Source organism: Acidobacteriota bacterium, assembly GCA_030949985.1.
Taxonomy (GTDB): domain Bacteria; phylum Acidobacteriota; class Polarisedimenticolia; order J045; family J045; genus JALTMS01.
In genome coordinates this window covers 177418-202479 of record JAUZRX010000017.1, presented here as the reverse complement: position 1 = coordinate 202479, position 25062 = coordinate 177418, and the positions used below count along the sequence as shown (strand labels likewise).

20 protein-coding genes are annotated in these 25062 nt (G+C 68.8%); 12 read left to right on the top strand and 8 right to left on the bottom strand.

Going from position 1 to position 25062, the window contains the following annotated elements; all coding sequences use genetic code 11:
- The first annotated feature begins 12 nt into the window (after positions 1–12).
- A complete protein-coding gene (locus tag Q9Q40_04500) occupies positions 13–1086 on the top strand; it encodes a YcjF family protein (protein MDQ7006470.1) in 1074 nt (357 codons plus the stop codon).
- 31 nt (positions 1087–1117) lie between these two features.
- On the opposite strand, the gene Q9Q40_04495 is transcribed toward Q9Q40_04500, so the two are convergent.
- The 4 genes from Q9Q40_04495 to uvrA all read right to left on the bottom strand — a co-directional run bounded on the left by Q9Q40_04495 (position 1118) and on the right by uvrA (position 9854).
- Positions 1118–4408 (bottom strand): efflux RND transporter permease subunit, encoded by a 3291-nt coding sequence (locus tag Q9Q40_04495; protein ID MDQ7006469.1) that lies wholly within the window; start codon positions 4406–4408, stop codon positions 1118–1120.
- The gene (locus tag Q9Q40_04490) at positions 4405–5484 is read right to left on the bottom strand and encodes an efflux RND transporter periplasmic adaptor subunit (GenBank protein MDQ7006468.1); all 1080 of its coding nucleotides are present in this window, start codon (positions 5482–5484) and stop codon (positions 4405–4407) included. The genes Q9Q40_04495 and Q9Q40_04490 overlap by 4 nt, the downstream gene beginning before the upstream one ends.
- Positions 5481–6839 carry a TolC family protein gene (locus tag Q9Q40_04485; protein ID MDQ7006467.1) on the bottom strand — a complete coding sequence of 453 codons (1359 nt, stop codon included), beginning with the start codon at positions 6837–6839 and terminating at the stop codon, positions 5481–5483. Before Q9Q40_04485 ends, Q9Q40_04490 begins: the two co-directional genes overlap by 4 nt.
- A gap of 204 nt (positions 6840–7043) precedes the next feature.
- Complete coding sequence (gene uvrA, locus Q9Q40_04480; protein ID MDQ7006466.1) at positions 7044–9854, bottom strand: excinuclease ABC subunit UvrA; 2811 nt, start codon at positions 9852–9854, stop codon at positions 7044–7046.
- Between the two features lie 111 nt (positions 9855–9965).
- On the opposite strand from uvrA, the gene Q9Q40_04475 reads away from it, so the two are divergent.
- From Q9Q40_04475 to Q9Q40_04460, 4 genes are all read left to right on the top strand, one after another.
- Positions 9966–10619: a hypothetical protein gene (locus tag Q9Q40_04475; protein ID MDQ7006465.1), complete on the top strand. Its 654-nt coding sequence runs from the start codon at positions 9966–9968 to the stop codon at positions 10617–10619.
- Positions 10616–11548: a bifunctional 5,10-methylenetetrahydrofolate dehydrogenase/5,10-methenyltetrahydrofolate cyclohydrolase gene (locus Q9Q40_04470; protein MDQ7006464.1), complete on the top strand. Its 933-nt coding sequence runs from the start codon at positions 10616–10618 to the stop codon at positions 11546–11548. The genes Q9Q40_04475 and Q9Q40_04470 overlap by 4 nt, the downstream gene beginning before the upstream one ends.
- 2 nt (positions 11549–11550) lie before the next feature.
- Entirely contained in the window at positions 11551–12183 is a 633-nt protein-coding gene (gene coaE / locus Q9Q40_04465) for a dephospho-CoA kinase (protein ID MDQ7006463.1), read from the top strand.
- Positions 12184–12258: 75 nt separating this feature from the next.
- The gene (locus tag Q9Q40_04460; GenBank protein MDQ7006462.1) at positions 12259–13101 is read left to right on the top strand and encodes a dienelactone hydrolase family protein; all 843 of its coding nucleotides are present in this window, start codon (positions 12259–12261) and stop codon (positions 13099–13101) included.
- A 6-nt stretch (positions 13102–13107) separates the two neighbouring features.
- Here Q9Q40_04460 and Q9Q40_04455 read toward each other — a convergent pair whose 3' ends face one another.
- The 4 genes from Q9Q40_04455 to pyrE form a co-directional block, all read right to left on the bottom strand.
- Positions 13108–13542, bottom strand: a complete 435-nt coding sequence (locus tag Q9Q40_04455) for a cytochrome c oxidase assembly factor Coa1 family protein (protein MDQ7006461.1) — start codon at positions 13540–13542, stop codon at positions 13108–13110.
- A 138-nt stretch (positions 13543–13680) separates the two neighbouring features.
- Positions 13681–14088 carry a hypothetical protein gene (locus Q9Q40_04450; protein MDQ7006460.1) on the bottom strand — a complete coding sequence of 136 codons (408 nt, stop codon included), beginning with the start codon at positions 14086–14088 and terminating at the stop codon, positions 13681–13683.
- Between the two features lie 111 nt (positions 14089–14199).
- A complete protein-coding gene (locus Q9Q40_04445) occupies positions 14200–14616 on the bottom strand; it encodes a hypothetical protein (GenBank protein ID MDQ7006459.1) in 417 nt (138 codons plus the stop codon).
- Between the two features lie 164 nt (positions 14617–14780).
- Positions 14781–15341: an orotate phosphoribosyltransferase gene (pyrE, locus tag Q9Q40_04440; GenBank protein MDQ7006458.1), complete on the bottom strand. Its 561-nt coding sequence runs from the start codon at positions 15339–15341 to the stop codon at positions 14781–14783.
- Positions 15342–15563: 222 nt separating this feature from the next.
- On the opposite strand from pyrE, the gene Q9Q40_04435 reads away from it, so the two are divergent.
- The 7 genes from Q9Q40_04435 (at position 15564) to Q9Q40_04405 (ending at position 25017) form a co-directional block, all read left to right on the top strand.
- Complete coding sequence (locus Q9Q40_04435) at positions 15564–16106, top strand: carboxypeptidase-like regulatory domain-containing protein (GenBank protein MDQ7006457.1); 543 nt, start codon at positions 15564–15566, stop codon at positions 16104–16106.
- Positions 16107–16269: 163 nt separating this feature from the next.
- The gene (locus tag Q9Q40_04430) at positions 16270–17553 is read left to right on the top strand and encodes an outer membrane beta-barrel protein (protein ID MDQ7006456.1); all 1284 of its coding nucleotides are present in this window, start codon (positions 16270–16272) and stop codon (positions 17551–17553) included.
- A 33-nt stretch (positions 17554–17586) separates the two neighbouring features.
- Complete coding sequence (locus tag Q9Q40_04425) at positions 17587–18453, top strand: polysaccharide biosynthesis/export family protein (protein MDQ7006455.1); 867 nt, start codon at positions 17587–17589, stop codon at positions 18451–18453.
- Between the two features lie 48 nt (positions 18454–18501).
- Positions 18502–20766 carry a polysaccharide biosynthesis tyrosine autokinase gene (locus tag Q9Q40_04420; GenBank protein ID MDQ7006454.1) on the top strand — a complete coding sequence of 755 codons (2265 nt, stop codon included), beginning with the start codon at positions 18502–18504 and terminating at the stop codon, positions 20764–20766.
- A 32-nt stretch (positions 20767–20798) separates the two neighbouring features.
- A complete protein-coding gene (locus tag Q9Q40_04415) occupies positions 20799–23366 on the top strand; it encodes an O-antigen ligase family protein (protein MDQ7006453.1) in 2568 nt (855 codons plus the stop codon).
- Positions 23367–23492: 126 nt separating this feature from the next.
- Complete coding sequence (locus Q9Q40_04410) at positions 23493–24119, top strand: carboxypeptidase-like regulatory domain-containing protein (GenBank protein MDQ7006452.1); 627 nt, start codon at positions 23493–23495, stop codon at positions 24117–24119.
- Between the two features lie 205 nt (positions 24120–24324).
- Positions 24325–25017, top strand: coding sequence for a carboxypeptidase-like regulatory domain-containing protein (locus Q9Q40_04405; protein ID MDQ7006451.1), 693 nt, complete (start codon positions 24325–24327; stop codon positions 25015–25017).
- Positions 25018–25062 lie beyond the last annotated feature (45 nt).

Genomic DNA, 25062 nt, shown 5'->3' with positions numbered 1-25062 from the left:
CGGGGAGGCGCCTTGAGCCGCAGCCTGACCAGCCTGGCCGACACCCTCGCGATCGCCTGGACCTGGGCCCGCCGTATTTTCATCTTCGCCCTGGTGGCCGGCCTGTCGGTCTTCGTCCTCGAATGGCTGCATCTCCACGCCTTGCTGGCAGGCATCCACCCCGCCCTGGCGTGGAGCGTGACGGGCCTGCTGATGGCGGCGACGGTCGTTCTCGCCGGCTCCCTGGCCTGGCGCTGGTGGTCGGTGCCCCGGGTGTTGATGCCCCCCGAACTGCCTCCGCCCGCGGAAGGCTGGACTCCCCGCCAGGCCAGGGCCTACCTCCGCTTCGCCCGCCAGTACCTGGAACGACAAAGCGCCAACCCCGCCCTGGACCCTCAAGCGGCGACCGGGATCGGACCGGCCCTCGACCGGATCGCCGCCCTCGATGCGGACCTTCCGGCCGGGGAACTGGTCCAGGCCGTGGAAAACCAGGTCGACCTGGCACTCGAGCCCCTCGACCGCAAGGCCCGCCAGGAGGTCTGGCAGGCGGCCTGCCAGGTGGCGGCCCTGACGGCGATCAACCCTTCCTCCCTGCTGGATGTGCTGATCACCCTCCTGCGCAACCTCGACCTGATGGCACGCCTGGCGACGCTCTACGGGGGACGCCCGGGCCTGGTGTCCAGCCTGCGGATCGTGCGCGACGTGCTGGCCTCGGCCGCCACGGCGGGGCTGCTCGACCGCCTGGCGGAGAGCGCCTCGTCGGTCGCCGCCGAGATGGTCGGTTCGTGGACCACGCGCCTGGCGGGGCCCGTGGGCCAGGGCCTGGTCAACGGCTTGCTCACCGTGCGCCTGGGAGACGCCGCCGTGGCCCGTTGCCGCTCCCTGCGCAGCCGGCGCGTGGGCATCAAGCCCTGGTCCGCCGCCACCTGGCGGGAGATGGCCCGGCGCCTTTCGGCGATGGTCTCCCGGACCCTCGCCCCGGAGATGTCCCGGGCCTTCAAGGAGGCCGCCCGCAGCGCCACCACCCGCAGCGGCGGCGCCCTTCGCCGGGCCTGGCAGTGGATGCGCGGCTCGGGGTCCGTGCCGGACGACCCGCCCCTGTCCTGAGCCGGGCTGTCAGCCTGCCCTGTTCACGACTTCACGCCTCCCGGCGGATCACCGTCTCGGGTCCCACCGTCTTGAGGTACATGTAGTAGAGCAGCGGGATCACCACCAGGGTCAGCAGGGTGGCGACGATCACGCCGGCGATCAACGCCACCGCCAGCCCCTGGAAGATCGGGTCGAGGTAGATCACCAGTCCGCCCACAACCAGGGCGGCGGCCGTCAACACGATGGGGCGGAAGCGCACGGCGCCGGCCCGCAACACGGCGCTTTCGAGAGACTCGCCGGCCTCCAGTTCGAGGTCGATGAAGTCCACCAGCAGGATCGAGTTGCGGACGATGATCCCCGCCAGGGCGATGAAACCGATCATCGAAGTGGCGGTGAAGAAGACACCCAGCAGGCCGTGGGCGGGCAGAATGCCGATCAGGGTCAGGGGGATCGGCGCCATGATGATGAAGGGCGTGATGAACGAGCGGAACCAGCCCACCACCAGTACGTAGATGAAGACCATCACCACCGCGAAGGCGATGCCCATGTCTCGGAAGACTTCGTAGGTGATCTGCCACTCACCGTCCCACTTCATCATGTAGCGCGAGCGGTCCTCGGGCAGGTGGGTGGAAATCACCGGCAACTTCTCGCCGAGAGGCGTGACGATCTCCCCGATCGCGTCTGCCATGTTGGCGATGGCGTAGACCGGAGACTCGGCCTCACCCGCCACCTCCCCGATGACATAGGTCACCGGCTGAAGGTTCTTGTGGTAGCGGAACATCTCACGGGTCGTGCTGTGGACCTCGACGAGTTCGGACAGCGGCACCATCTGCCCCTCGGCACCATGAACCGTCAGTTGCAGCAGATCGCCGACCCGGGCCCGCTGGGCGCGGTCCAGGCGCAGGACGATGGGCACCGCCTCGCGCGCGGTTTCCACATGGGCCAGGCCCGCCTCGGCACCGGCCAGGGCGACCCGCAGGGTGCGCACCACCTGCTCGGGCGTGACGCCGGAGCGGGAGGCCTTCTCCCGGTCCACGCGGACCTCCCAGCGCGGAGCCGGTTGTTCGACATACCAGTCCACGTCGGTCACGCCCTCGGTGCTTTCGAAGACCCGCCGCACCTGGCGGGCGATTTCCAGCCGCCCCTCGAGACTCGGACCGTAGATCTCGGCCACCAGCGTCGAGAGCACCGGTGGACCGGGGGGGACCTCCGTGACCTTGACATTGACGCCCAGCCGACGGCCGATGGGCAGGAGCTTCTCCCGGATCTGCTTGGCCAGCGGATGAGACTTGGTGTCCCGAGCGTGCTTGTCCACCAGGTTGATCTGGATGTCCGCCACGTTGGCTCCGCGGCGCAGGAAGTAATGGCGGACCAAGCCGTTGAAGTTGAAGGGTGCGGACGTGCCCACGTAAACCTGGTAGTCGGTGACTTCGGGAATCTCCTGAAACACGGAGGCGAGCTCCCGGGCCACGGCGTTGGTCTGCTCGAGGGTGAATCCCTCGGGGGCGTCGATCATCACCTGCAATTCCGACTTGTTGTCGTAGGGCAGCATCTTCACCGTCACGAAACGAGTCGGTACGGTGACGGTCGAGAGCAGGAGCAAGGCGACCACGGCGAACAGAAAACCGTAGCGCAGCCAGCGGGAGCGCAGCATCGGGCTCATCAGCCGGGCATAGATCCGGTGCAGGCGACCTTCCTGCTCGGTCTCGTCCTCCTGCGACGCGCTCCCGCCCGCCGCCATGTGTTCGGCCGTGCGGTGGAAGAGCTTGTAGGTCAACCAGGGGGAAATGATGAAGGCCACCAGCAGCGAGAAGAGCATCGCCGCCGAAGCGTTGATCGGAATCGGCCGCATGTAGGGCCCCATCAGGCCCGAAACGAAGGCCAGGGGCATCAACGCGGCAACCACCGTGAAGGTGGCCAGGATGGTGGGGTTGCCCACCTCGTCGACCGCGTAGACCGTCGTCAGGCGCGGGTGGGCCCAGCCCAACTTGTAGTGCCGGTGGATATTCTCCACCACGACGATCGCGTCATCGACAAGGATGCCGATGGCGAAGATCAGCGCGAACAGGGTGACCCGGTTGAGCGTGTAGCCGAAGAAATAGGAGGCCGCCAGGGTCAGCGCCAGGGTCACGGGCACGGCGACGGCGACCACGAGGCCCTCGCGGCGCCCCAGGGCGAAGACCATGAAGATCACCACCGCGAAAGTGGCGATCAGCATGTGTTCGATCAGTTCGGTGGATTTCTCGTTGGCCGTGAAGCCATAGTCGCGGGTCTTGGTGATGCGGACATCCGAAGGCACCAGTTTGCCTTCGAGGCCGCCGAGCAGTCGATCCAGGTCCCGCACCAGTTCCACGGCGTTGGTCCCCGCCTTCTTGGCCACGGCGAGGGTCACCGCGGGCGCGTCGAGACCGGCATGCTCGATGCCCTTTTCGCGGGCCGCGGGCCCGGAGCCCATCCAGACATAGGTCTGCGGCTCTTCCGGACCGTCGAGGATCCGGGCCACGTCCTGCAGGTAGACGGGCCGTCCGCCGTAGACACCCACGACCACGTCGCCGATCTCGTCCGCGTCACGAAGGAAGGCTCCCACATCCACCGGTATCTCCTGGTTCAGGTTCACCGTATGGCCCGCGGGCAGGCGCCAGTTGAAACCCTGGAGCGCCTGGTACGCCTGGAGCATGGAGACGTTGAACGCGCCCAGCTTCTCCCGGTCGAAATCCACCCGCACCACGCGGCGCTGACCACCGAGCACCCAGACCTGGGCCACCCGCGGATGGCGGGTCAGCTCGACCTTGAGTTCCTCGGCCACCCGACGCAGCTCCAGCGGCGTGGCCGTCTCGCTCCACAGGGTGTAGGCCACCGCGGGCACGTCGTCGATGCTCCGGGGCTTGACGACGGGCCTCATGACTCCCGCGGGCAGCCCGTCGAGGGCCGACTGGATCTTGGCGTGGACCCGCAACACGGCTTGGTCCGGGTCGGTGCCGACCAGGAAACGCACGATGATCATCCCGCCGGAAGGCTGGGAGGTGGAGTAGATGTAATCGACGTTCTCGATCTCGTAGAGCAGCTTCTCGAGCGGTGTGATGACGCGGTGTTCGACTTCCTCGGCGGTGGCGCCGGGAAAACCCACCATCACGTCGATCATCGGCACCTTGATCTGGGGTTCCTCCTCCCGCGGCGTGATCATCACGGCAAAAGCGCCGAGCAGCAGGGAGAAGACCACCATCAGGGGCGTGAGCTTGGATTCCAGGAAGGCCTTGGCAATCCGTCCCGACGCACCGAGGGGCCTGCGGGTCATCTTCTTTCGCAGGGCCTCCCGGCCGGCAGAGTCCTGATCGCTCATCGCAACACCTCCACGGGGGTTCCGTCGGCCAGGGGCCCGGGAGCGTCGAGTACCACCTGCATCCCCTCACCCAGGCCGGAGAGGATTTCGACACGCTGCCCATCGACCCTCGCGCCGGTGGTCACGGCCCGAGTCCGGGCGCGTCCCTCCTCGTCCCGCACCACCACCAGCTCGAGTCCACCCCGCCGATGCACGGCGGCCTGGTCGAGGACCAGCGCGTCGCTCACCGGGCCGGGCAGCCAGGCCCGTCCGGAGATGCCGGAAGGCACGGCCAGCCCCTCGAGCCCGATCTTGACGGTGAAGGTGTGGGTCGCCGGGTCCGCCGCCGGCAGGATCTCGTCCACCACCCCCTCGACCTTACCCAGGTCGGCACGGGAGTCGAAGGCCACCGGCAGCCGGTCACCGAGCTGAATACGGGCGATGTCGCTCTCCCGCACGCTCAGCCAGAGCTGAGACCCCGACAGGGACTCCACCCGCACCAGGGGACGGCCGGGTGCCGCAAGGTCTCCCACCTCCACCAGGGTGTCGACCACCCGGGCGTCGAAGGGGGCGCGAATGACGGCGTCCTGGGCCACCGCCCGGGCGGCCTCGACCGCCCCGCGCGCCTGCTGCACGGCGCCCTGAGCCTGCTCGTAGTGCATGCGCGCCATGTCCAGTTCCACGTCGGAGGCGGCCTTCTTCTCGTGCAGTCGCTCGAAGCGAAGGAAGTTTTTCTCGGCCATCGCGAAGGCGGCTTCCGCCTGGGCCAGGGCTCCGCGGGCCTGAGCCACCTGGCCCTCGATGGCCTGGGGCTGGATGACCACCAGTTCGTCACCCTTGGCCACCCGCTGGCCCGCGTCGACCTTCACCGCCACCACGGGACCCACGACCCGGCCCGAGAGGAAGGACTGCCGGCCCGGCTGTACCAACCCGTAGACCTCGATCTGCTCCTGTCGGCTCAAGCGCTCGACGGGAACGATGTGGGCCCGGACCGGCTCGAAGGCGGCCTCCGCCTTTTCAGGCGTCTTCTTGCTGCAGCCGGCCAACAGGGCCAGCAGGGCAACGAGGCTCAGTGCAACTGCGCTGCGGGTCTTCATCGGCACTCCTCCGAAAGATGCTCGGCTTCGAACAGGGACAGCCCGGATGCATGCAGCAACCGGTACGTGGCCAGCGTCGTGTCGTAACGGGCCACCAGCTCGCGCACCGAGGCCTCGCGAAGCTGAGTTTCGGCGTCGAGCAGGTCGATCATCTTGTCCAGCCCCTGCCGGAAGCGCTCTTCGCGCACCCGCAGGGACTCCTCCGCCGCCGCCAGCGAGGCCAGGGCGGTCTCGCGGCGGGCGCGGGCGGTGAGCAGTTCCTGCCAGGCCTGGCGCACTTGCAGGGTCACCCCCTCTTCGAAGCGCTGAACGTTGGACTCCCAGGCCGAGGCCTGGTGCCGTGCCGCCGCCCGCGCGGCCTTGTCGGCACCACCCCGGAAAAGGTTGATGCGCGCGACTCCCATCAACGTGGTGGACTTGCCGTGGTTGCCGAAGGCGACGTCGTCGTACCACTCGTAACGACCGATCAGGGCCACTTCCGGGCGATAGCCCGCCGTGGCGGCCTTGACCTCCAGCCGTCCCGCCTCGAGCTTGTGCCGGGCGGCTCCCAGATCACGCCGGGCGGCCAGGGCACGCTCGATCCACTGGTCCAGGTCGCCCTCGATCGTCGGAGTCGGCGGCAGGGGCGCCAGTTCGTGACTGGTGGACTGGGGCAACCCCATGTGAAAATTCAACGCGGCGGCGGCGAGTTCGGCGCCGCTGCGGGCCTGCTCGACCAACTCGCCCATCTTGGCCAGGTAGACCCGGGCCTTGAGCAACTCGGCTTCGACGATCAACCCCTCTTCGGCATAGTCCTCGGCCAGGGCCACGTGCTCGGCGGTGGTGTTGCGGGCCTTTTCGAGCAGCCCCAGGTACTCCCGCGCCTTGGCCAGGTTCGTATAGGCGGTGATGGTTTCGAAGGTCACCTGCTCGAGGGTGTGCCGGCTCCCGAGAGCCTCGGCCTGACTGAACAGGGAGGCCTGGGCGATCCGCGCCGAGAGCTTGCCGCCGGTGTAGATCGGCTGGACCACCTCGAGGCGGGAGATCCAGGTGGTGAGGGGATCCGGGTCGTTGGGATCCGACCCGAAGAAAGCCTGCATGTCGAAGCGTTCCTGGTTGAGTTGCAGGGCGAAGCTCTCCGCCGGACTGTCGGTCCGGTGGTAGACCTCCGAGAAGTCCACCTGGGGCAGCCGGTGGGCACGGGCCTGGCGGGCCCGCGCGGCGGCGGCCTTGGCGGAGGCATCGGCGGCCAGCACCGCGCGGCTGTTGGCCAGCGCGGTACAGGCGGCTCGTGAGAGCGTCAGGGGCGGGTCGGCCGCCAGGGTCCCACCCACGGTTAGCGCGGCGACAAAGGCCGCGGCCCACTGGACTCGCATCGGCTCAACCTCCTGCCTGCCCGGGGCAGGCGACGGGGACGGGTAAGTGACCGCGGGCGCCCCCCTGCGGAAGGGGCAGTCTATCCCGGTCGGACTCCGAGCGGGGGGGCGCCCGCGGTCCTTCCAAGGGATGCAATCGCCGCCGGCGGGATACACCCTCCGCCGGCGCCCCCCCTCCGGCCGACACCGCCCCCCGAACGGGGGTCAGAGATGATCCGCCAGGTAACGCCCGGTCCAGGACTCCCGCTGTGCCGCCAGCGTCTCGGGCGTCCCCTCGGCGACGATCCGCCCCCCCCCGGCGCCCCCCTCGGGACCCAGGTCCAGGACCCAGTCGGCGGTCTTGATCACGTCGAGATTGTGTTCGATGACCACGATGGTATTGCCCTCGTCGCGCAACCGTACGAGTACCTCCAGCAACTTGCGCACGTCCTCGAAGTGAAGTCCGGTGGTGGGCTCGTCGAGCAGGTAGAGGGTGCGGCCGGTACTGCGCCGGGAGAGCTCCTTGGCCAGCTTGACCCGCTGGGCCTCCCCGCCGGAAAGAGTCGTGGCCTGCTGGCCCAGGCGCAGGTAACCGAGCCCCACGTCGACCAGGGTGCTCAGCCGCCGCTCGACCTGGGGGACGGCGGAGAAAAACTCCAGGGCCTGGGCCACGGTCAGCTCGAGGATCTCGGCGATCGAGCGCCCCTTCCACCGCACCTCGAGAGTCTCCCGGTTGTAGCGCCGTCCGCGACATTCTTCGCAAGTCACGAAGACGTCCGGCAGGAAGTGCATCTCGATGCGGATCACTCCGCAACCTTCGCAGGCCTCGCAGCGCCCGCCTTTGACGTTGAAGGAAAAACGTCCGGGACGATAGCCTCGCGCCCGGGCTTCGGGGACCTGGGCCAGGAGCTCGCGGATCGGCGTGAGCAACCCCACGTAGGTCGCCGGGTTGCTGCGGGGCGTGCGACCGATCGGCGACTGGTCGATGTCCACGATCTTGTCGAAGTGCTCGAGACCTTCGATGGCGTCGTGCTCACCGGGGCGCTCGGAGAGCATGCCGAAATGGCGACGCATGGCCGGGTAGAGGGTCTGGTTGACCAGGGTCGACTTGCCGGAGCCGGAAACCCCCGTCACGCAGGTCAGCAGGCCCACGGGGAGACGGGCATCGATGTTCTGCAGGTTGTGCTGCCGGGCTCCCCGTACGGTCAGCCAGCGCCCGTCGGGCGCCTGCCGCCGCGCGGGCGTTTCGATCCGCCGTTTCCCGGAGAGGTACTGTCCGGTCAGGGAGCGCGGGCAGGCGGCGACCTGTTCCGGGGTGCCGGCGACGACGACCTCGCCACCGAGTTCTCCGGCGCCCGGACCCAGGTCGATCACGTGGTCGGCGCTGCGGATGGTCTCTTCGTCGTGTTCGACGACGATCACCGTGTTCCCCAGGTCCCGCATCGACATCAGGGTATCCAGCAGGCGGCGGTTGTCCCGCTGGTGCAGGCCGATGGAAGGCTCGTCGAGCACGTAGAGCACCCCGGTGAGCCGGGATCCGATCTGGGTCGCCAGCCGGATGCGCTGCCCTTCTCCACCGGAGAGGGTGGCCGCCGCCCGGTCGAGGGTCAGGTAGCCCAACCCCACGTTCTCGAGAAAGCCGAGGCGCTCGCGAATCTCCTTGAGAATCAGCCGGGCGATCTGACGCTCCCGGCGCGTCAGGCGCAGCGAGCGGAAATGCCGGCCCGCCTGCTCGACGGTCATGGCCGTCGCCTCGGCGATGTTCTTCGCCCCCACGGTGACCGCCAGGACTTCCGGGCGCAGCCGGGCGCCGTCACACTCCGAGCAGGGCGACGAGGACATGTAACGCTCGAGGTCCTCCCGCACGGATTCGGAAGAAGTCTCCTTCAAGCGGCGGAGCAGACGGGGGATCACTCCTTCAAAGGGCCGGCGGACGGCATAGCGCGACCGGTCGGAACGGAAGACGAAGTCGTACTCCTCCTTGCCCGAGCCGTACATCACGATGCGCTGTACCCGGCGCGGCAGATCTTTCCACTTGGTGTTGACCGGCACGCGGTGGGCCCGCAAGACCACCGCCACCATCTCACCGAGATAGGAATCCTGGCCCGACCACAGCTCGATGGCGCCCCGAACGACGGGCGCATCGGGGTCGACGACGATCTTCTCCGGGTCGAATTCCCGATCCACTCCCAGGCCGCTGCAGGCCGGACAGGCGCCGTAGGGCGAGTTGAAGGAGAAAGCCCGGGGGCTCATCTCGGGAATCGAAACGCCATGCTCCGGGCAGGAGTAATGCTCGGAGTAGAGCCGTTCCTCGGCGTCCGGACCGACGAGCACCCGCACCAGGCCCTCCCCCAGCTTGAGAGCCGTCTCCACCGAGTCGGTCAAGCGGCCGCGGATGTCGTCCCGCAGCACCAGGCGATCGACGATGATGTCGATGTCGTGGACCTTCTTCCGGTCCAGGTCCGGGGGCTGATCGAGGTCGATGATCTTGCCATCGACGCGCGCGCGGACGAAGCCCTGCCTGGCCCAGCCTTCGAGATCCCTGCGGTAATGCCCCTTGCGCGAGCGAACCACCGGGGCCAGCACCTGCACCCGGCTCTCTTCCGGCAGCTCGAGCACCGCGTCGACGATCTGCTGCACGGTGCGCCGGGTGATCTCCTTGCCGCAGTGCGGGCAGTGGGGCCGGCCGATCCGCGCGAAGAGCAGGCGCAGGTAGTCATAGATCTCGGTCACCGTCCCGACGGTGGAGCGAGGGTTGCGGGAGGTCGTCTTCTGTTCGATGGAGATCGCCGGTGAAAGTCCTTCGATGGACTCGACTTCGGGCTTCTGCATCATCTCGAGAAACTGCCGGGCGTAGGCCGAGAGGGACTCCACGTAGCGGCGCTGCCCCTCGGCGTAGATCGTGTCGAAGGCCAGCGAGGACTTCCCCGACCCACTGACGCCGGTGACCACCACCAGCCGGTGGCGGGGGATCCGCACGTCGATTTTTTTCAGGTTGTGCTCGGCGGCACCACGAACGTGGATGTAGGACTCCATCAGCGCTTCGGCTCCTAGCTTGGGCGAAACGATCATTCTATGCTGTCGGCGCCACGAGAGCCCGTCGGCGATCTGCGGACCGCCTCCGCGGCCGGGCTCGAGGAGGTCACGATGCGGAGGCTCCTGCTGCCGGTTCTGGTATGCGCCCTGCTGGGGAACTGCGCGGGCTCCAGGCCCCCCGCCGGCCCCTGGGTCATGGCCCCCCTCGACGCTCAGGGCCGGCCCCTCGCCCCCTCCTCCGTCGTGCGCTTCGACAGACCGGGACTGCACGTGGAGGTCCAGGCCCTGTCCGCCTCCGAGCGGGCGGCCTGGATCCGCCGGCGCTTCCCCGATACCGGCGACCCGCTCGCCGGGCGGCGCGATCGTCGCCGCTGGCTGACCCTGCGGCTGACCATCGCGGCCACCGGCGATCTGCCCGTCCATCTCGAGACCCAGAGCCTGCGGCTGTGGCCCGACAAGGGCCGGGTCAGCACCGCGCCGCTGGACTACACCCGGGCCTTCGAGTGGCTGCGACCCGACCGGGAGTCGGGGCCGGCCGCCTCGGAGGTGCGCCGGTTCATGCAGGGGCTCCTCGACGGCCCCGTGGACCTGGCCCCGGGAAGCCGCCGGGAAGGGCTGCTGATCTTCCCCGAACCCTCGCCGGAGGCCCGCCGGCTACTCCTCGAACTCCCCTTCGTCCAAGTGGGTTCCACCACCCACCGCATCCGCATTCCTTTCGACAAGGTACCGGTGGCCGCCCCGGCCGCCGCAGGAGAGCAACCGTGAGCGCCCGCATCCTCGACGGCAAAGCCCTGGCCGCCAAGATCCGACAACAGGTCGCCCGGGGCGTGGAAGACTTCGTCCGCCGGGTCGGCCATCCTCCGGGCCTGGGAGTGGTACTCGTGGGCCAGGACCCGGCCAGCGCGGTCTACGTGCGAAACAAGGAGAAGTCCGCGCTGGAAACCGGCATGCACTCGCAGATCCTGCGCCTGCCGGCCGAGGCCAGTCGCGCCCAGGTGCTCGACGCCATCGGCCGCATGGCCGACGATCCGCGTTTCCACGGCATCCTGGTCCAACTCCCCCTCCCCGACCACCTGGATGCGGAGGAGATCCAGCAGGCCGTACCGCCGGAAAAAGACGTCGACGGCTTCCATCCGGTTTCCGCGGGCAGACTCCTGCTCGGCCAGCAGGGCGGCTTCGTCCCCTGCACCCCGAAGGGCATCCTGGCCCAGCTGGACGAGGCGGGCACCTCGCTTCGCGGGGCCGAGGTGGTGATCGTCGGACGCTCCAACATCGTCGGCAAGCCGGCCGCCTTGCTGCTGCTCGCCCGCCACGCCACGGTGACCGTCTGTCACTCGCGGACCCGTGACCTGGAGGCCGTCTGCTCCCGGGCCGACGTCCTCGTCGCCTCGGTGGGCCGGCCCGGACTGATCCGCGGACGCCACATCAAGCCGGGCGCGGTGGTGATCGACGTGGGGATCAACCGCGTCGACGACCGGGAACTGGCCGAGGACCTGCTCAGCGGCCAGCCGCGCCGCTGGGAGCGCTTCCTCAAAAAGGGCCACACCCTGGTCGGCGACGTGCACTTCGGCGAAGCGCGGGAGCGGGCCGGGGCCGTGACACCGGTGCCGGGAGGCGTGGGTCCGCTGACCGTGGCGATGCTGCTGGAAAACACCCTCGAGGGAGCCCGCCGCAGCGCAGGATGGACGGGCTGACCATGCCCTCCCCCGCTCGGCACGGCGGCTGCCTGCTGGCGGGCCTGACCGGGGGCATCGCCACGGGCAAGACCACCGTGGCCGGGATCTTCGCCGACCTCGGCGCCGCGGTCATCGATGCCGACCCCATCGTTCACCAGCTCCTGGCTCCAGGAGGCGCGGGAGTCGCCCCCGTGCGCGAGCATTTCGGCGAAGAGGTCCTCGACCCGCGGGGGGGCGTCGACCGGAGCCGCCTGGGACGGCGCGTGTTCTCCGACCCGGCGGCCCGACGGCGGCTCGAAGCCCTGCTCCATCCACTCGTGATCGAGGTCAGCGAAGCCCGCATCGCCCGGATCCTCGAGCGCGATCCACCTCCCGGGGTACTGATCTACGAGGCGGCGCTGCTGGTGGAAACCGGGCGTCATACCCGCTTCGACCGACTGGTGGTGGTCACCGCCCCCCTGGAGGTCCGCGTGCGCCGCCTGGTGGAGCGGCGGGGGCTGTCGGTCGAAGAGGCCCGGCGACGGATCGGCGCCCAGATGCCGGAGGAGGAAAAAATCGCCCTGGCCGACCACGTCATCGACAACGGGCACGCCGTCGAGCAGACCCGGCGGCAGGTGGAACGGGTCTATCGGCTCCTGGGCGGACGGACCTGAGCCCTGCCACCCGGCGCCGCTTCGTGCATAATCCCTGCCCGTGGCGGGCACCACGCCAGGAAGGGAGCGATCCGAATGAAGGTGGGACTTCTGCGGCTGCTGCTGCTCGTCACCGCGACGAGCCTGGCCCTGACCTGCGGCTGCACGGCCCGGAACGAGGATGAACTCTCCTACGGCCGGCCGCTGGCGTCCATCGTCCAGCCGCCCCCCGCCAGCCCGCAGCCCGCCGACAAGGGGCAGCCGGGATCGTGGGAGAAGGCCCCCGGCGTCGAGCCCGCCGGCCGTCTCTTCGTCGTCGGCCCCGAAAACCAGAATGCCTCCCTGCACCCGCTGGTGCTCGTGCCCAGCCGCTGGGGGGTGAGCCCCGAGATCCGCGACCAGGCCCGCCGGCTGGCGGAAGCGGGGTTCCTCGTCGCGGTCCCCGACCTCTTCGACGGGGTCGAACCGCGGCATCGGCTGGCCGTCGAAGAACTCCAGAAGGGTGTGGCCGAACGGCGGGCCCTGGCCCTGCTGGATGCCGCCGCCCGGCGGCTGCGGGAAGATCCGCGCAGCGATGACCGGGGCGTGGCCCTCTTCGGCAGCGCCGTGGGAGGCTACTGGGCCTACACCTGGGCCCGGCGTCATGCCGAAGACGTTGCGGCGGTGGCCCTCGATTCCACCCTGCTCGAGTGGACTCCCGACGCTCTCGCGGGCTGCCGGGCCCCGGTGCTGCTGCTGGTGGGCGGGGCCAGCGGCGTCTTCCACCGGGCCCAGCGACAGGCCATCGCCGAGGCTTTCGAGGCCGCCGGTGTCACGGCCCGCGTGGAGGCGATCGAGGGCGCCGGAACCGATCTCTTCGACCCCCGGGCCAACGGCTGGAGCGAAGACGCCCAGGGCCGCGCCTTCAAGGTTCTGACCGCTTTCCTGCGCGGTGAGTGAGACGGGTCAGGGGGTATCGAGAGTGATCAGCTGGCCGTCTTCGAGCCGCAGGTTGGCCCAACCCCAGAACCACTGACCGCCCCGCCGGTCGAGCCGCACCTCGAGCCGGCCATCGGCGCGGGAGCCCTGGACCCAGAGCCGCAACTCGCACCATCCTCCGGCGCCATCGAGCTGACCGCCGGGCGGCCCGTAACCCTCGACGACACCCAGGTGTTGCATCACGAGGGGATGCCGGCCGGCCAGGGCCGTGGCGAGCCTGTAGGGCTCGCTGAACCTCAACCGCAGAGCCCCCGGAGAAGTCACGCCTGCCGCCCACAAGGCGCCACAGAGCGCCACGGAGAGAAACGCCGCCACGAAGGCCAACACGAAGAGTCGGGAGATCCCGGTATGCGGCCTGCGGCGGACGACGCCCTCGGTCTGCTCGATCACTGCCTGGGTCATGCCCCGCTCCTGCGCTCAGCCACGCAGCGGCAAAACTACGCTGGAAACAGGGCACTGAAAAGGCGATTCCTCACCCTCGACGCCTCCGGGCGTTCCCGGTGAGCGGCTCGGGGAGCCGGACGAAAGGCCCCGGGGGGTTCAGGTGGCGCTGGCCCCCGCCTCGAATCGGGCCAGTTCCGGGACCCGACGGCGCAGGGCCTCGGCCAGGGACCGCCCGCAGCGCCGCTCGAGGAAAGCGACCCACTCGGCGACGAAGGCCGCGGCCTGGTCGGCCCGCAGCCCGGCGGCCACCAGGCGCTCTTCGATGGCCTCTTCTCCGCGGACGGAGGCGCCGAACAGCTCCCGGCCTCCCTCCTGGAGAAACCCCCAGGTCTCGGGAATCCAGGAAACCAGGCTGACCTCCACCGAGTGGGGAAGGCGCTCGTGAATGGCACCGACGAGGGTCATCAGCGCGGCACTGACCGTCGCCTCGTCGAGGTCGAAGCGTTCGGCCAGGTGCTTTCTGAGTTCCCTGGATCGACTGGATCCGACGTTGGACTCGACCATAACTCAAACTCCGCGAGATCTGCTGCTTCCTGCCGGGAATCTAGTGCCTCGCAGCCGTTCCCGCCTCCCCCCGCTCGAAGCGCCCCTCCCGGTCGGGGGAGGGCCCGCGTTTCACAGGAGGGCGGCGCGGACCCGAGCGAGGGGGGACGCCGGGCGGGGCGTGGCCAGGTCCAGGCCATGCCTCTGGGCCAGGCGAGCACTCCACTCGCCGGCCCGACTCCAGGCGTCGTTGCCGTAGTAGCGGCGCACGTGGTCGTCGATCACCGCCATCGCGGTGAAGACCTCCTCGGCGCTCAGGCCGGCGGAAGCGAGCGCCGTCCAGCTCTGCTCGGCCGCCGGGGCCGCGGGCGCCAGGGCCCGCCAGGCGGTCATGGGATAGGGGCTCAGAGCGCGAAGAGGGGCGGTTTCCAAGTTCCGGCCCAGGACGTCGAGCAGGCGAGTCAAGGCTTCTCGCACCACGGGTGTCGGACGTCCGACGAGCCGGGTCAGTTCATCGAGGAGGTTCTCCTGGGCGCTTTCTCTGTACATTCGGCTTCCTTCCCTTTCTCCTTGGCGGCGAAAGGGTATGCAAGAGCCGTGCAAACAGGTAAGGTCACCTGGTTCAATGACTTACAAAGACGACAGTGACCCTCGCCGGCCCCGGGAGTCCGGCAAGCGGACAGGCTGTCCGGCCACTTCGGACCTGCGGGCCGTCAGGCCCCGGCGAGGAGTTCCCGGGCCGTGAAGAGAGCCCCGAAAGGGATCTTGGCCTCCGCCAGGGCTGCGGCGCCGCCCTCTTCCCGGTCCACGACCGCCAGAGCGCCGAGGATCTCGAGTCCGGCCTCCCGCACGCACGCGGCGGCATCGAGGGTGCTGCCGCCGGTGGTGACCACGTCCTCAACCAGCACCACGCCACCGGCGGCGGGCAGCTGCCCCTCGATGCGGCGCCGGGCGCCGTGGGCCTTGGCCTGCTTGCGGACGATGAAGGCGCCGACTCCCCGGCCTTCGAGTTGGGAGGCGATCGCCACCGCGGTCGCCACCGGGTCGGCGCCCAGGGTCAGGCCCCCGACGGCCGCGGCCTTCCAGCCCCGGCCGCAGATCTCCATCCAGAGCAGTCGCCCGACCAGCAGCGCCCCCTCCGGATGCAGAGTCGTCCGCCGACAATCCAGGTAGTAGTCGGAAGTCCTGCCACTGGCCAGCACGAAGTGCCCCCGCTCGAGGGAGTGCTCGCGCAGAACTTCTGCCAGGCGCTGCCGCATTTTTTGCCGATTCATGACTGCCCTGCCCTTTGCAAAGGTGTTCGAGTGTGTATCATCGTTTCCGCCGTGGCGCGAGGCGCGAAACCCGCCGGACGGGATTTATGAGCCAATCGGCTCTATCTTGGCTTGTGTGTCCAGCGCGCTTGTGTGTCCAGCGCCACGAGGCGCGTGTGATGGTAGCCGCTCCAGCCGCAGCCCGCAGGTGGGCCGCGCGATTGCTGGGAGGATCAGCGTTCCATGAATATCCCCATCCGCCGTAGTCTGACTGTTCTGCTGGCCGGGCTGGTCGCCTTGGGTCCGCTCTTCACCCTGGCCGAGCCCAGCGACGCCACCCACCCCCTTGCGGGCCGGGTCTTCGCCTCCGACCTCCGTACGCCCATGCCGGACGTTCTCGTCCAGGCGATTCCCGAGGGCGCCAAGGAAGCCGTGGCCCGCGCCACCACCGATCGCCGGGGCCGTTTCCGTTTCCGGGCCTTGCCGGACGGAGACTACACCCTGGTCCTCTTCGACGATCACGGCTCCCCCCTGGCCGCCGCCCCGATCAGCGCCTCGACGGCGGCCGCCGGAGAGGTAGCCTTGGCGTTGCCGGCCCTGCGGCCGGGTGAAAGCGGCACGGCCCCCGCCGCGGCCGGTGCGACGGCGGTCTGGCTCGCCACGCCCCTCGGCGCGACCGTCACCCTGCTGGCCTCCGCGATCATCATCGCGGTCGCCGCCGACGACGTCACCGGCGACAATCCCACCCGCAGAGATCTGCCGCCGCCGAGCCAGTCCGAGCCCTGATCCCCCCCGACAGGATGCCGAAAAGACCCGCCGCGCCCCGCGGCGGGTCTTTTCGTGGGGGACCCGGGAGCCTCTCGCCGGGCGGCCCCCGTGTGGCCAAACCGCGGGGAGGGGCTAAACTACGCCGCTGGTGGCTGTTGAGGCTTGAGCCTGGAGGGATTGAATGGGATCTGCGGCCCGCAGGGGGATCGTGGCGGTGCTGGGCCTGCTGGCCCTCGCCGTCGGCTTGTGTGGGGCTCAGACCCCGACCCGCGACGCTCCCTTCCCGGAGCTGACCGAGGCCCGACGCTGGGGCCCCTTCATGGTGGATCCGGGCTGGACCATCGACAACATCGGCTATGACGGCAACATCTACCTCGTCCCCTCCGGCGTCCCCAAGGAAACCGACTGGTTCATCCGAACGGGTCCCGACGTGCGGGCCCAGATCCGTTTCGGCCGGCGCATGGCATTGACGGTACGGGAGCGCTTCATCCTCGACCTCTACGCCAACCATTCCACCCTCAACCAGACCAGCAACGACTTCGAGGGCCAGTTCGATCTGCTCCTGGGGCCGGTGTTGCTCACCACCCGCGGGCACTGGACGACCTCTTTCGGCCGGCCCAACAGCGAGATCGACGAGCGGACCCGGCTGGATCGAATCACCCTCGAGGAGAAGGCCCGCCTGTTCATCGGATCGCGCACCGACATCTCGGCCTCGGCCAGCGTGGAGCGCCTGCGCTTCGACGACCCCGATTTCCGCTTCCGCGTGGCCCCCCCGGGCTCCGCAAACACCATCGAACTCTCCATCGAGTCGGCGCTCAACCGCGATCGCAAGCGCTTCGACGTGGAGTGGGGTTGGCGCCCTCGGGGTCGCACCCGGATCTTCCTGGCCTACTCCCTGCGCCGGGACGACTTCATCTCCGACACCCTCGGCCGGGACGTGGAGGAAAAGCGCCGCACCATCGGCCTCGAATTCGCACCGAGCGCCTTTCTCTCGGGCAAGTTCGAGTTCGGCATGTCGCGCCTCGAAAACCAGGACCCGGCCTTCGGCTACAAACCCTACGACGGCACGGTGAGCGACACGCAGCTCGTCTATCGGCCCACGGGCACCACCCGTTTCCTCGCCGACTTCGAGCGCAACGTTCGCTTCTCCACGTTCGACAACAACCTCTACTTCCGGGAGACGCTCAAGGGCCTGCGGCTCGAGAGCTACCTGGGCGGCACCTGGGGCGTGCAACTCGGAGGCAGCGTGCGCAACCTGGACTATCCCGAGAAAAACACCCTGACGCCGCCGATCGGCGAATTCCGCCGCGACGAGATCACCGATGTCTTCGCCGGTCTGCTGGTCCGCCTGCCTGGAGGGGTCAACTTCAGCCTCCGCGTGGGACGCCGGCAGCGACGCTCCAACGTGATCTTCGCCGAAGACGACCAGACCTACTTCTCGACATCGTCGACTTACCGCTTCTGATCCATGAAACCCGAATTGGGGAGGTCTCTCACCATGCGTCACACCCGACTCGTTGCCCTGCTCGCCCTGTTCCTGTTCAGCGCCGCTCCGGCCCAGAACTCGGCGCCCGTCACCCCGGGCAGCAACTCGACCAAGTACGACTACGTGATCGGAGCCTACGACCTGGTGGAGATTCAAGTCTTCGAACTCCAGCAACTGACGCGCAAGGTGCGTGTCGCCGAGGATGGGACGATCTCCCTGCCCCTGCTGGGCAAGATCACCATCGGCGGACTGACGCCCCAGGAAGCCGAGCAGCACATCGGCGACCTCCTGCGCGAGGGTGACCTGGTCCGCGAGCCCCAGGTGACGGTCTTCGTCGAAAAGATGGTCTCCCGGCAGATCACCATCCAGGGCGCGGTCAAGGATCCCGGCCCCTACCCGATTCTCGGACAAAAGACCCTGCTGGACATGATCGGTGAGGCGGGAGGACTGGTGAACCAGGCCGGCAACAAGATCATCATCCTCCGCCCGTTCGCCACGGGAGGGGAGGACCGGATCGAAATCGACGCCGAGAGGCTGGTGTTCGAAGGCGACCCCCTGACCAATATTCTCCTCCATCCGGGGGACATCGTGATGGTGCCCTACCTTCAGCAGGTGCGGATCTACGTCAACGGCGCGGTCCGCACGCCGGGTGCCAAGGAGTTCCCCAGTGACGAGTCCATCACCCTGCTGCAGGCGATCACGGCCGCCGGCGGCACCACCGACCGGGCCAACGAGCGGCGGGTGACGGTGATTCGCAGGCTGGAGGATGGCACGAAGCGGATGTTCAAGCTAAATCTTAAGAAGATCAAGAAAGGCCGGGCCGACGACATGGTCCTGGAGAAAAACGATATCGTCTACGTTCCGGAGTCGATCTTCTAGCCCGGAATCGTCCGCACGATATCGGACAGCACGTGGAGAGGGAAAACCATGAACGATGACAAGAAGCAGCAGGAGTTCCATCTCCGCGACTACTGGCAGGTCCTGGTCCGCCGTCGCTGGATCGTCGTCACCTGCGTGGTGGTGACCACCGTCGCCGCGGCGGTCTCGAGCTATCTCGCCACGCCCATCTACCGGGCCACGGCGAGAATCTCCATCGAGCGACAGGGCGTGCGCATCGTGCGACAAACCCTCACCTCGGCGGAGCCGAGCTGGATCGACTACCAGAACTTCTACAACACCCAGTACCAGTACATCTCCTCCAACGCCGTCCTTCAGATCGCGGCGGAGAAGCTCGACCTGGAAAACCGCGACGTGATGGCGCGTGACCGGGAAGAAAACCCCCTGATCGCCAAGCTCAGCGAGATCAAAAAGCGCGCCCTGGCGGTGATCTCCACCCCTGCGCCGCAAATCGAACCCGTCGACGACGAGCACATGCGGCCGTTCATCGAGTTCCTGCGCGGGGGGCTCGAGGTGGAGCCCGTGCGGGACAGCCACCTGGTCGATATTTCCTTCGTTTCCCCCGACCCGCGGTTCGCCGCCGAAGCGGCCAACGCGATCTGTGACGCCTACAAGGACTTCACCCTCAACGAGAAACTCGAAATCGCCCAGGCTTCCCAGGAGTTCTTCGCCGGCAGGATCAAGAAGCTCAAGGACGATGTCCATGAACTCGAGAAGAACCTCGAGGACTTCGCGCGGCAGAAGGGCATCGTGGCCCAGGCCGGCGGAAAAGACATCTCGATGGAGGAACTGGTCGACCTGCGCCAGAAATACACCGAGGCCAAGGCGCTGGTGAAAGAGAAGGAAGCCTCCCTCGAGCGGGTCCTCAAGACTCCAGCGGCCTCCCTCACCGAGGTGCGGCGCAACGCCACGATCCAGAACCTGCAAAACGAGATCAACCGCCTCGAGGGCGACTACCAGGAGGCCCTGGCCACCAAGGGCTCCGCGCTGCCCGAGGTGCGGCAGATCAAAGCCCAGCTCGACGTGGCCCTGAAATCTCTCGAGGAGCAGACCCTGGCCATCGCCGCCCGGGTGCGGGATGCGGCGCGGGCGGACCTTCGCGCCGCCAAGAGCCACGAGCAGGGCCTGGCCAACCTGTTCAACACGGCCAAGGAGCGCGTGCAGGATCTCCAGCAGGCGATCGCCGAATACGAGACGCTGCGGGCCCAGACCGAGCACAAGCGGCAAGCGCTCAACGACCTGCTGACCCGGCTCAACGACATGGACATCTCCGCCAGCCTCGGCGATACGGCGCACAACGTGCGGGTGATCGACCGGGCCTTCATGCCCCGCTCGATCTACAAGCCCAAAAAGCGACTGAACGTGGCCCTGGGCTTCCTCTTTGGCCTGTTCCTCGGCGTGGGCGCGGCGATTCTGCTCGAATACATCGACAACACCCTCAAGACCCCCGATGACGTGCGCAACGTGCTGGGCGTGTCGGTGCTCGGCCTGGTGCCGGCCTACGGCTCGCGGGGCAAGACCCGTTCCCGGCAGGCCCAGGGCGAGGAGGGTGCCGACGGAGCCCCCACGGACCCGGCCCTGGTCACCGCCCGGGCGCCGATGAGCCCCATCGCCGAATCCTACCGGGAGCTGCGCACGGCGCTGCTGCTGGCCGTCGCCGGCCATCCCCCGCGGGACATCGGCGTGACCTCCTGTCAACCCAGCGAGGGCAAGACCACCACGGCGATCAACCTCGCCACCGCCCTGGCCCAGCTCGGCAAGCGCGTCCTGCTGGTCGACGCGGACCTGCGCCGCCCACGCTGCCACCAGGTGCTCGACGTGACCGCCTCCCGCGGCGTGAGCCACTACCTGACCGGACACGACGACATCGAAAGCCTGGTCCAGACCACCGGCATCGAGCGGGTCAGCCTGCTCCCCGCCGGCCCGATCCCCCCCAACCCGGCGGAGTTGCTCGACTCCACACGCTTCGCCCAGCTCGTCGAGGCTCTGCGCGGGCGGGACGCCTACGACCACGTGATCTTCGACACCCCCCCGGTGCTCTCGGTGGTCGATCCCCTGCTGGTCGGACGCAAGCTGGAAGGGATGGTGCTGGTGATCCGCTCGGCCTTCACTTCCCGCGAGGCCGGCCGGCTGGGCAAGGAAAAGCTGGACACGGGACGGGTCAACCTGCTGGGCATCGTGCTCAACGCCGTCGAAACCGACCACGTGCCCTACCAGTATCGCTATTACCGCTACGGTTACTCCGAAGACTCCCGCCGGGGCAGGAAGAAGCCCGCCACCGCGGGGAAGTCGTGAGCCGCCCCACGCCGACCCACGGCTGAGAAGGCATGGCCTCGACCCCGACGGAAAAGAGCCTGGCCTGGCTGCTGGCGGGAGCCGTCCTGGCGACGGCCTTCCTCTTCGGCGGCACCCGGCTTCCCCTGGGGGCCGACCGCTACTCCCTCTACCACCTGGTTGCCGGCCTTTTCCTGGCCCTGGGAGGGCTCCTGCTGATCGTCGCCGAGCCCCGGCGCCGGCCCGGCCCGGGCTGGACGATGGCCGGCGCCGCCCTTCCCGCCTGGCTGCTGGTGCAGAGCCTGCCCCTGCCCGGCTCCCTGGTGCGCTGGCTTTCCCCCGCCACCGCCGCCTGGACGGAACGTTTCTGGCCCGGTGCCCTGGTGGGCTGCGCACCCCCGGCCCTCCTGGACGACGCCCCCGGGCAGTGGCTTACCTTCGCCCTCGACCCCGTCGCAGCGCGACAGTTCTTCTTCCACGTCGCCGCGGCCACCGTCGTCTTTCTCGCCACCCGCACTTTTTTCGCCGGATCGCCCGGCCAGCGAAGCCTGCTGCTGGTGGTCGTGGCGATCTTCACGGCGGGGGAAGCGGCCTACGGTATCAACCAGTGGCTGGGCCTGAGTGACCGCATCCTCTGGGCGACCAAGACGGCCTACCTGGACTGCGCGACGGGAACACTGGTCAACCGCAACCACTTCGCCCAGATGCTCTACCTGGGCCTGGGCTGCTCGCTGACCCTCCTCGCCGGCCGCCGGGACGAGGACCGGGGCCGCCTGTGGGCCGAGCGGGAAACCGCGATTCGCGTGGCCCTGATGCTGGTGGTGGCCCTGCAACTGGCCGGCATTCTGGCCAGCAAGTCCCGGGGCGGGCTGGGCGGTGCCCTGCTGGTGCTGCTTCCGAGCCTGCCCCTGCTGCTCCGAGGCCGGGCGGCGACACGCACCGCGATGGCGGCCATGCTGGCGATGGTGGCCGTGCCCACGTTGCTGCTGGTGGGCCCCGCGCTGATGGAGCGAGTCGGCGACCTGCCGATGGAGTGGACCTCGGCCCAGGGGCGGGGCGCCGTGGCCCGGACCAGCCTCTCCCTGCTGCGGGAATTCCCCCTGTTCGGCACCGGGGGAGGCAGCTTCGAATGGGTCTTCGCCACCCGCCGCCCCCCCGAGATCCTCGGCCGCTACAACTACGCCCACAACGACTACCTCCAGCTCCTGATCGAAGCCGGCCTGCTGGGCCTGGCGCTGGCCCTGGCACCGGTGCTCATGGGCCTGCGCGGACTGCTGCGAGGCTTCAGGGCCGGCCGCGGGCTGAAACGGATTCCCCTGCTGCTGGCTCTGCTGGCGGCCCTGCTCCACGAGCTGGTGGACTTCGGCTTCCAGATTCCGTCCAACGCGGTCCTCTTCGCGCTGCTGGCGGGGGCCACCCTCCCGGCGGACCCCGCGTCGACCGCGAAGGGCCCCGCCTCCGGCGGCCGGCGCTGGCCCGCACTGGTCGTGGCGGCGGCGGCGGTGGTGGCGGCGGTGCCGGCCATGCTGCACAGCATCGTTCTCTGGCCGGGCCTGGAAACCCGGCTTCCCTGGCCCCGGCACCCGGACGCCTATCACCAGGCGGCCAACGGGGCATGGAACGCCTGGCAGGCCGATCGGGAGCGGCCGGAAGCCCTCTGCCGCGCCCTCGAGTTGGAGTCCCGGGCCCAGGGATTGCGCCTCCTGTCGGCCTACCTGCCGGCCTCCCAGGCCCGGATGACCGTGGCCGGAATCACCCACGGCCTGCAGGGCACGGTGATCGCTCCCGAAGCCCGGGACCAGGTCGCCGCCCTCTGCGCCCGGGCCCGGCGACTCAATCCCTGGAACTCCGACATCCGCCAGCGGCTGATGCGCATCGCCCTGGCTACCGGGGACGTGGACCTGGCCATCGAAGACGCCCTGGCCGCCGCCCGCCGGTCACCGGCCCGCGCCCGCAGCGTGATCGCCACCCTGCTGCGAGCCGGCCTGCCCGCGCTGGGCCTGGCCCAAGCGCTTGAGGCCGAGCCCCTGCTCCAGCAGGCCCTGATCGACCATCTGCTCAATCGGCGCGACCTGGAGACGGCCCGGAAAGTCGTTCCCGTCGACATCCAGGCCGACGAGCAGAGCTGCTCGATCGGCAACCGTGTGCGCAACGTGCTCTGGCTGGCCCACGAAGTCTCCCCCCTGCCCTTTCTCGATGGCTGCCTGTCCCTCGCCCGGGCCCGGGGCGAGGCGTACCAGATCGAGCGGGTCCAGCTCTGGAGAGCCCACGCCTACATTCAGGAACGCAGGTGGGAGGAGGCCGCCGGCGTCCTCGCCGAGTTGCCCTCCTCGGCCCAGAAGAACCAGCTCCGGCTGAACCTGGCGTTCGCCACCCGCAACTGGAAGCGGGTGATCCGGACCGCCCGCACCGTGCTCGACCAGCGCCCGCCGATCCAGGATCCCCGTCGGGAAGCCCGCATTCGGGCTCAGCTGGCCGAAGCCTACTTTCGCGAGGGGCGCTTCGAGCAGGCTCTCAGGCAGGTCAAGCGGGCCGTCCGGCTCGACCCTTCCCACCCGGTCTACGCCAGGTGGCTCCAGCAGCTCCAGCAGGGCAACGATCCCTTCCCCAGGCGGCCATGAGCCCGGTCCCGGGCCCCGCCGTTTTGGGAGCGGCCTTCCTTCGGGTGTAGGATGACGGCCCTCGGCAGCTCTGGCGGTTTGCCGAACAGCCAACGGATGCGCGAAAGCGATTGCGGGAGTCCAGCGATGAAATCCCTCCGCCCCTTCCGATCTCCGGCCGCCGCGGTACTCGCCATCGGCCTGCTCCTCCTGCCCGCCATCGGCCCCACCGCCGCGGAAGAAGGAGCCGCCGGCGACCGACCCGGGACGACCGCCCCGGCGGGCAAGGCGCGGTTGAGCGGAGTCCTTCTCGACGAGCAGGGCCAGCCTGTCGGCGGAGCGCGGGTCCGGCTTTCTCCGATGCTGGGCGAGACCCTCCTCGAAACCACCACCGATGCCAGCGGCACGTTCCGTTTCGAGAATCTCGGCCACGGCTATTACCGGGTGGCCTTCGAAGTCGGTGGCCGCGGCTACCCCTCCAACCGCATCCTGCTGATCCCCCCCGAGGAAAAGATCGAGGTCACCTTCGACCTCGGCGGCTTCCTCCCCGAGGATCGGAGCCTGGGACTGGGGCCCGACCGGCCGGCCCCGCTGCTCGACAAGACCTCCGCGGGGGTCGCGCACCTCAGGGAGAAAATCGGCCCCAGCGGCTGGGCGTGGTTTCGAACAGGTCGCGGGGTGGCCGTTTTGATCGGCGGCGGTACGCTCTTCGTCGCCGGGCTGATCGCCCTGTCCGATTCGAGCGAGAATGTCGTCAGCCCCTCAAGTTTCTGAAAAACAAGCCTTTACGCCATGAAATGCCGGCCGACTGAAAGGAAAGACCGATATAAATCAAAACAGTGCGGGCGGCATCGATTTTCCCCACTTGATCCCGTGGTTTTTATGCATTAGTTTTAGGCTTCGACGTGAGAGGTGCGTCACGGGGGCTTCCCGTGTTGGCTGCGGTGGTGAGAGGACCAGGCGGCCATGAGGAGATGGGATGCATAGGCAGCTGAAGTGGGATATGGTGCGGCGCATCGTAGCAGGGGTGGTGATGGTTGGCTTGGCCTTGGGTCCCCAGGTCACGGTCTCCATGGCCGCGGGCCCTGCGGGTAACGTAGTCATCCGGGGAGTGGTCTTCTCCGGCGAGACCCAGGAACCGGTATTGGGCGCTCGCGTCTACGCGGTTCACCTGGACACCAAGCAGGTCTTTTCCTCGGCCCCATCCACAGCCACGGGAGAGTACCAGCTCACCGGACTGCCCTACGGCTACTACGATCTGGCCGTGGAAACGCCCGATGGGCTCTACCTGGCCAACCGGGTGATCAACGCTCCCGCCGGTGAGAAAGTCGAAATGTCAATGCTTCTCGGCTCGCCGCAGCCGGAAGACACCGAGTGGTGGTCCGCCGAGCCCGATCGCAGGATTCCCGGACTCGACCGGGTTCCCGACGGCGTCTCCCGAATCATCGAGGGGATTCCGCGCAAGTCGGCCCTGGCCGCCATCGCCTCCGGCAAGGCGGCGGCCGGTGGCGCCGCGGCGGCCGGAACGGGTGTTTCCACGGCGGCCGTGGCGGCTGGAACGGCCAGTTGGCTGATCCCCGTGCTCGCCGCCGGCGGTCTGGCTGCCCTCGCCGTGGTGGCTGACGACGACGACGACTCGGCCAAGGATCAGGGCGGCAGCCCCTTCGAATAACAGCCCCCTCCAACCTCAGGCCCCGGAAGAGGGCTTCGCCCGGCG

Excerpts from the sequence above, each read along its gene's own strand:
- Q9Q40_04405 (MDQ7006451.1), top strand. The coding sequence starts at position 24,325 with ATGCATAGGCAGCTGAAGTGGGATATGGTGCGGCGCATCGTAGCAGGG.
- Q9Q40_04475 (MDQ7006465.1), top strand. The coding sequence starts at position 9,966 with ATGCGGAGGCTCCTGCTGCCGGTTCTGGTATGCGCCCTGCTGGGGAAC.
- Q9Q40_04435 (MDQ7006457.1), top strand. The coding sequence starts at position 15,564 with ATGAATATCCCCATCCGCCGTAGTCTGACTGTTCTGCTGGCCGGGCTG.
- coaE (MDQ7006463.1), top strand. The coding sequence starts at position 11,551 with ATGCCCTCCCCCGCTCGGCACGGCGGCTGCCTGCTGGCGGGCCTGACC.
- Q9Q40_04490 (MDQ7006468.1), bottom strand. The coding sequence starts at position 5,484 with ATGAAGACCCGCAGCGCAGTTGCACTGAGCCTCGTTGCCCTGCTGGCC.
- Q9Q40_04450 (MDQ7006460.1), bottom strand. The coding sequence starts at position 14,088 with ATGGTCGAGTCCAACGTCGGATCCAGTCGATCCAGGGAACTCAGAAAG.
- Q9Q40_04415 (MDQ7006453.1), top strand. The coding sequence starts at position 20,799 with ATGGCCTCGACCCCGACGGAAAAGAGCCTGGCCTGGCTGCTGGCGGGA.
- Q9Q40_04445 (MDQ7006459.1), bottom strand. The coding sequence starts at position 14,616 with ATGTACAGAGAAAGCGCCCAGGAGAACCTCCTCGATGAACTGACCCGG.
- Q9Q40_04425 (MDQ7006455.1), top strand. The coding sequence starts at position 17,587 with ATGCGTCACACCCGACTCGTTGCCCTGCTCGCCCTGTTCCTGTTCAGC.
- pyrE (MDQ7006458.1), bottom strand. The coding sequence starts at position 15,341 with ATGAATCGGCAAAAAATGCGGCAGCGCCTGGCAGAAGTTCTGCGCGAG.
- uvrA (MDQ7006466.1), bottom strand. The coding sequence starts at position 9,854 with ATGGAGTCCTACATCCACGTTCGTGGTGCCGCCGAGCACAACCTGAAA.
- Q9Q40_04455 (MDQ7006461.1), bottom strand. The coding sequence starts at position 13,542 with ATGACCCAGGCAGTGATCGAGCAGACCGAGGGCGTCGTCCGCCGCAGG.
- Q9Q40_04460 (MDQ7006462.1), top strand. The coding sequence starts at position 12,259 with ATGAAGGTGGGACTTCTGCGGCTGCTGCTGCTCGTCACCGCGACGAGC.
- Q9Q40_04430 (MDQ7006456.1), top strand. The coding sequence starts at position 16,270 with ATGGGATCTGCGGCCCGCAGGGGGATCGTGGCGGTGCTGGGCCTGCTG.
- Q9Q40_04410 (MDQ7006452.1), top strand. The coding sequence starts at position 23,493 with ATGAAATCCCTCCGCCCCTTCCGATCTCCGGCCGCCGCGGTACTCGCC.
- Q9Q40_04485 (MDQ7006467.1), bottom strand. The coding sequence starts at position 6,839 with ATGCGAGTCCAGTGGGCCGCGGCCTTTGTCGCCGCGCTAACCGTGGGT.
- Q9Q40_04420 (MDQ7006454.1), top strand. The coding sequence starts at position 18,502 with ATGAACGATGACAAGAAGCAGCAGGAGTTCCATCTCCGCGACTACTGG.
- Q9Q40_04495 (MDQ7006469.1), bottom strand. The coding sequence starts at position 4,408 with ATGAGCGATCAGGACTCTGCCGGCCGGGAGGCCCTGCGAAAGAAGATG.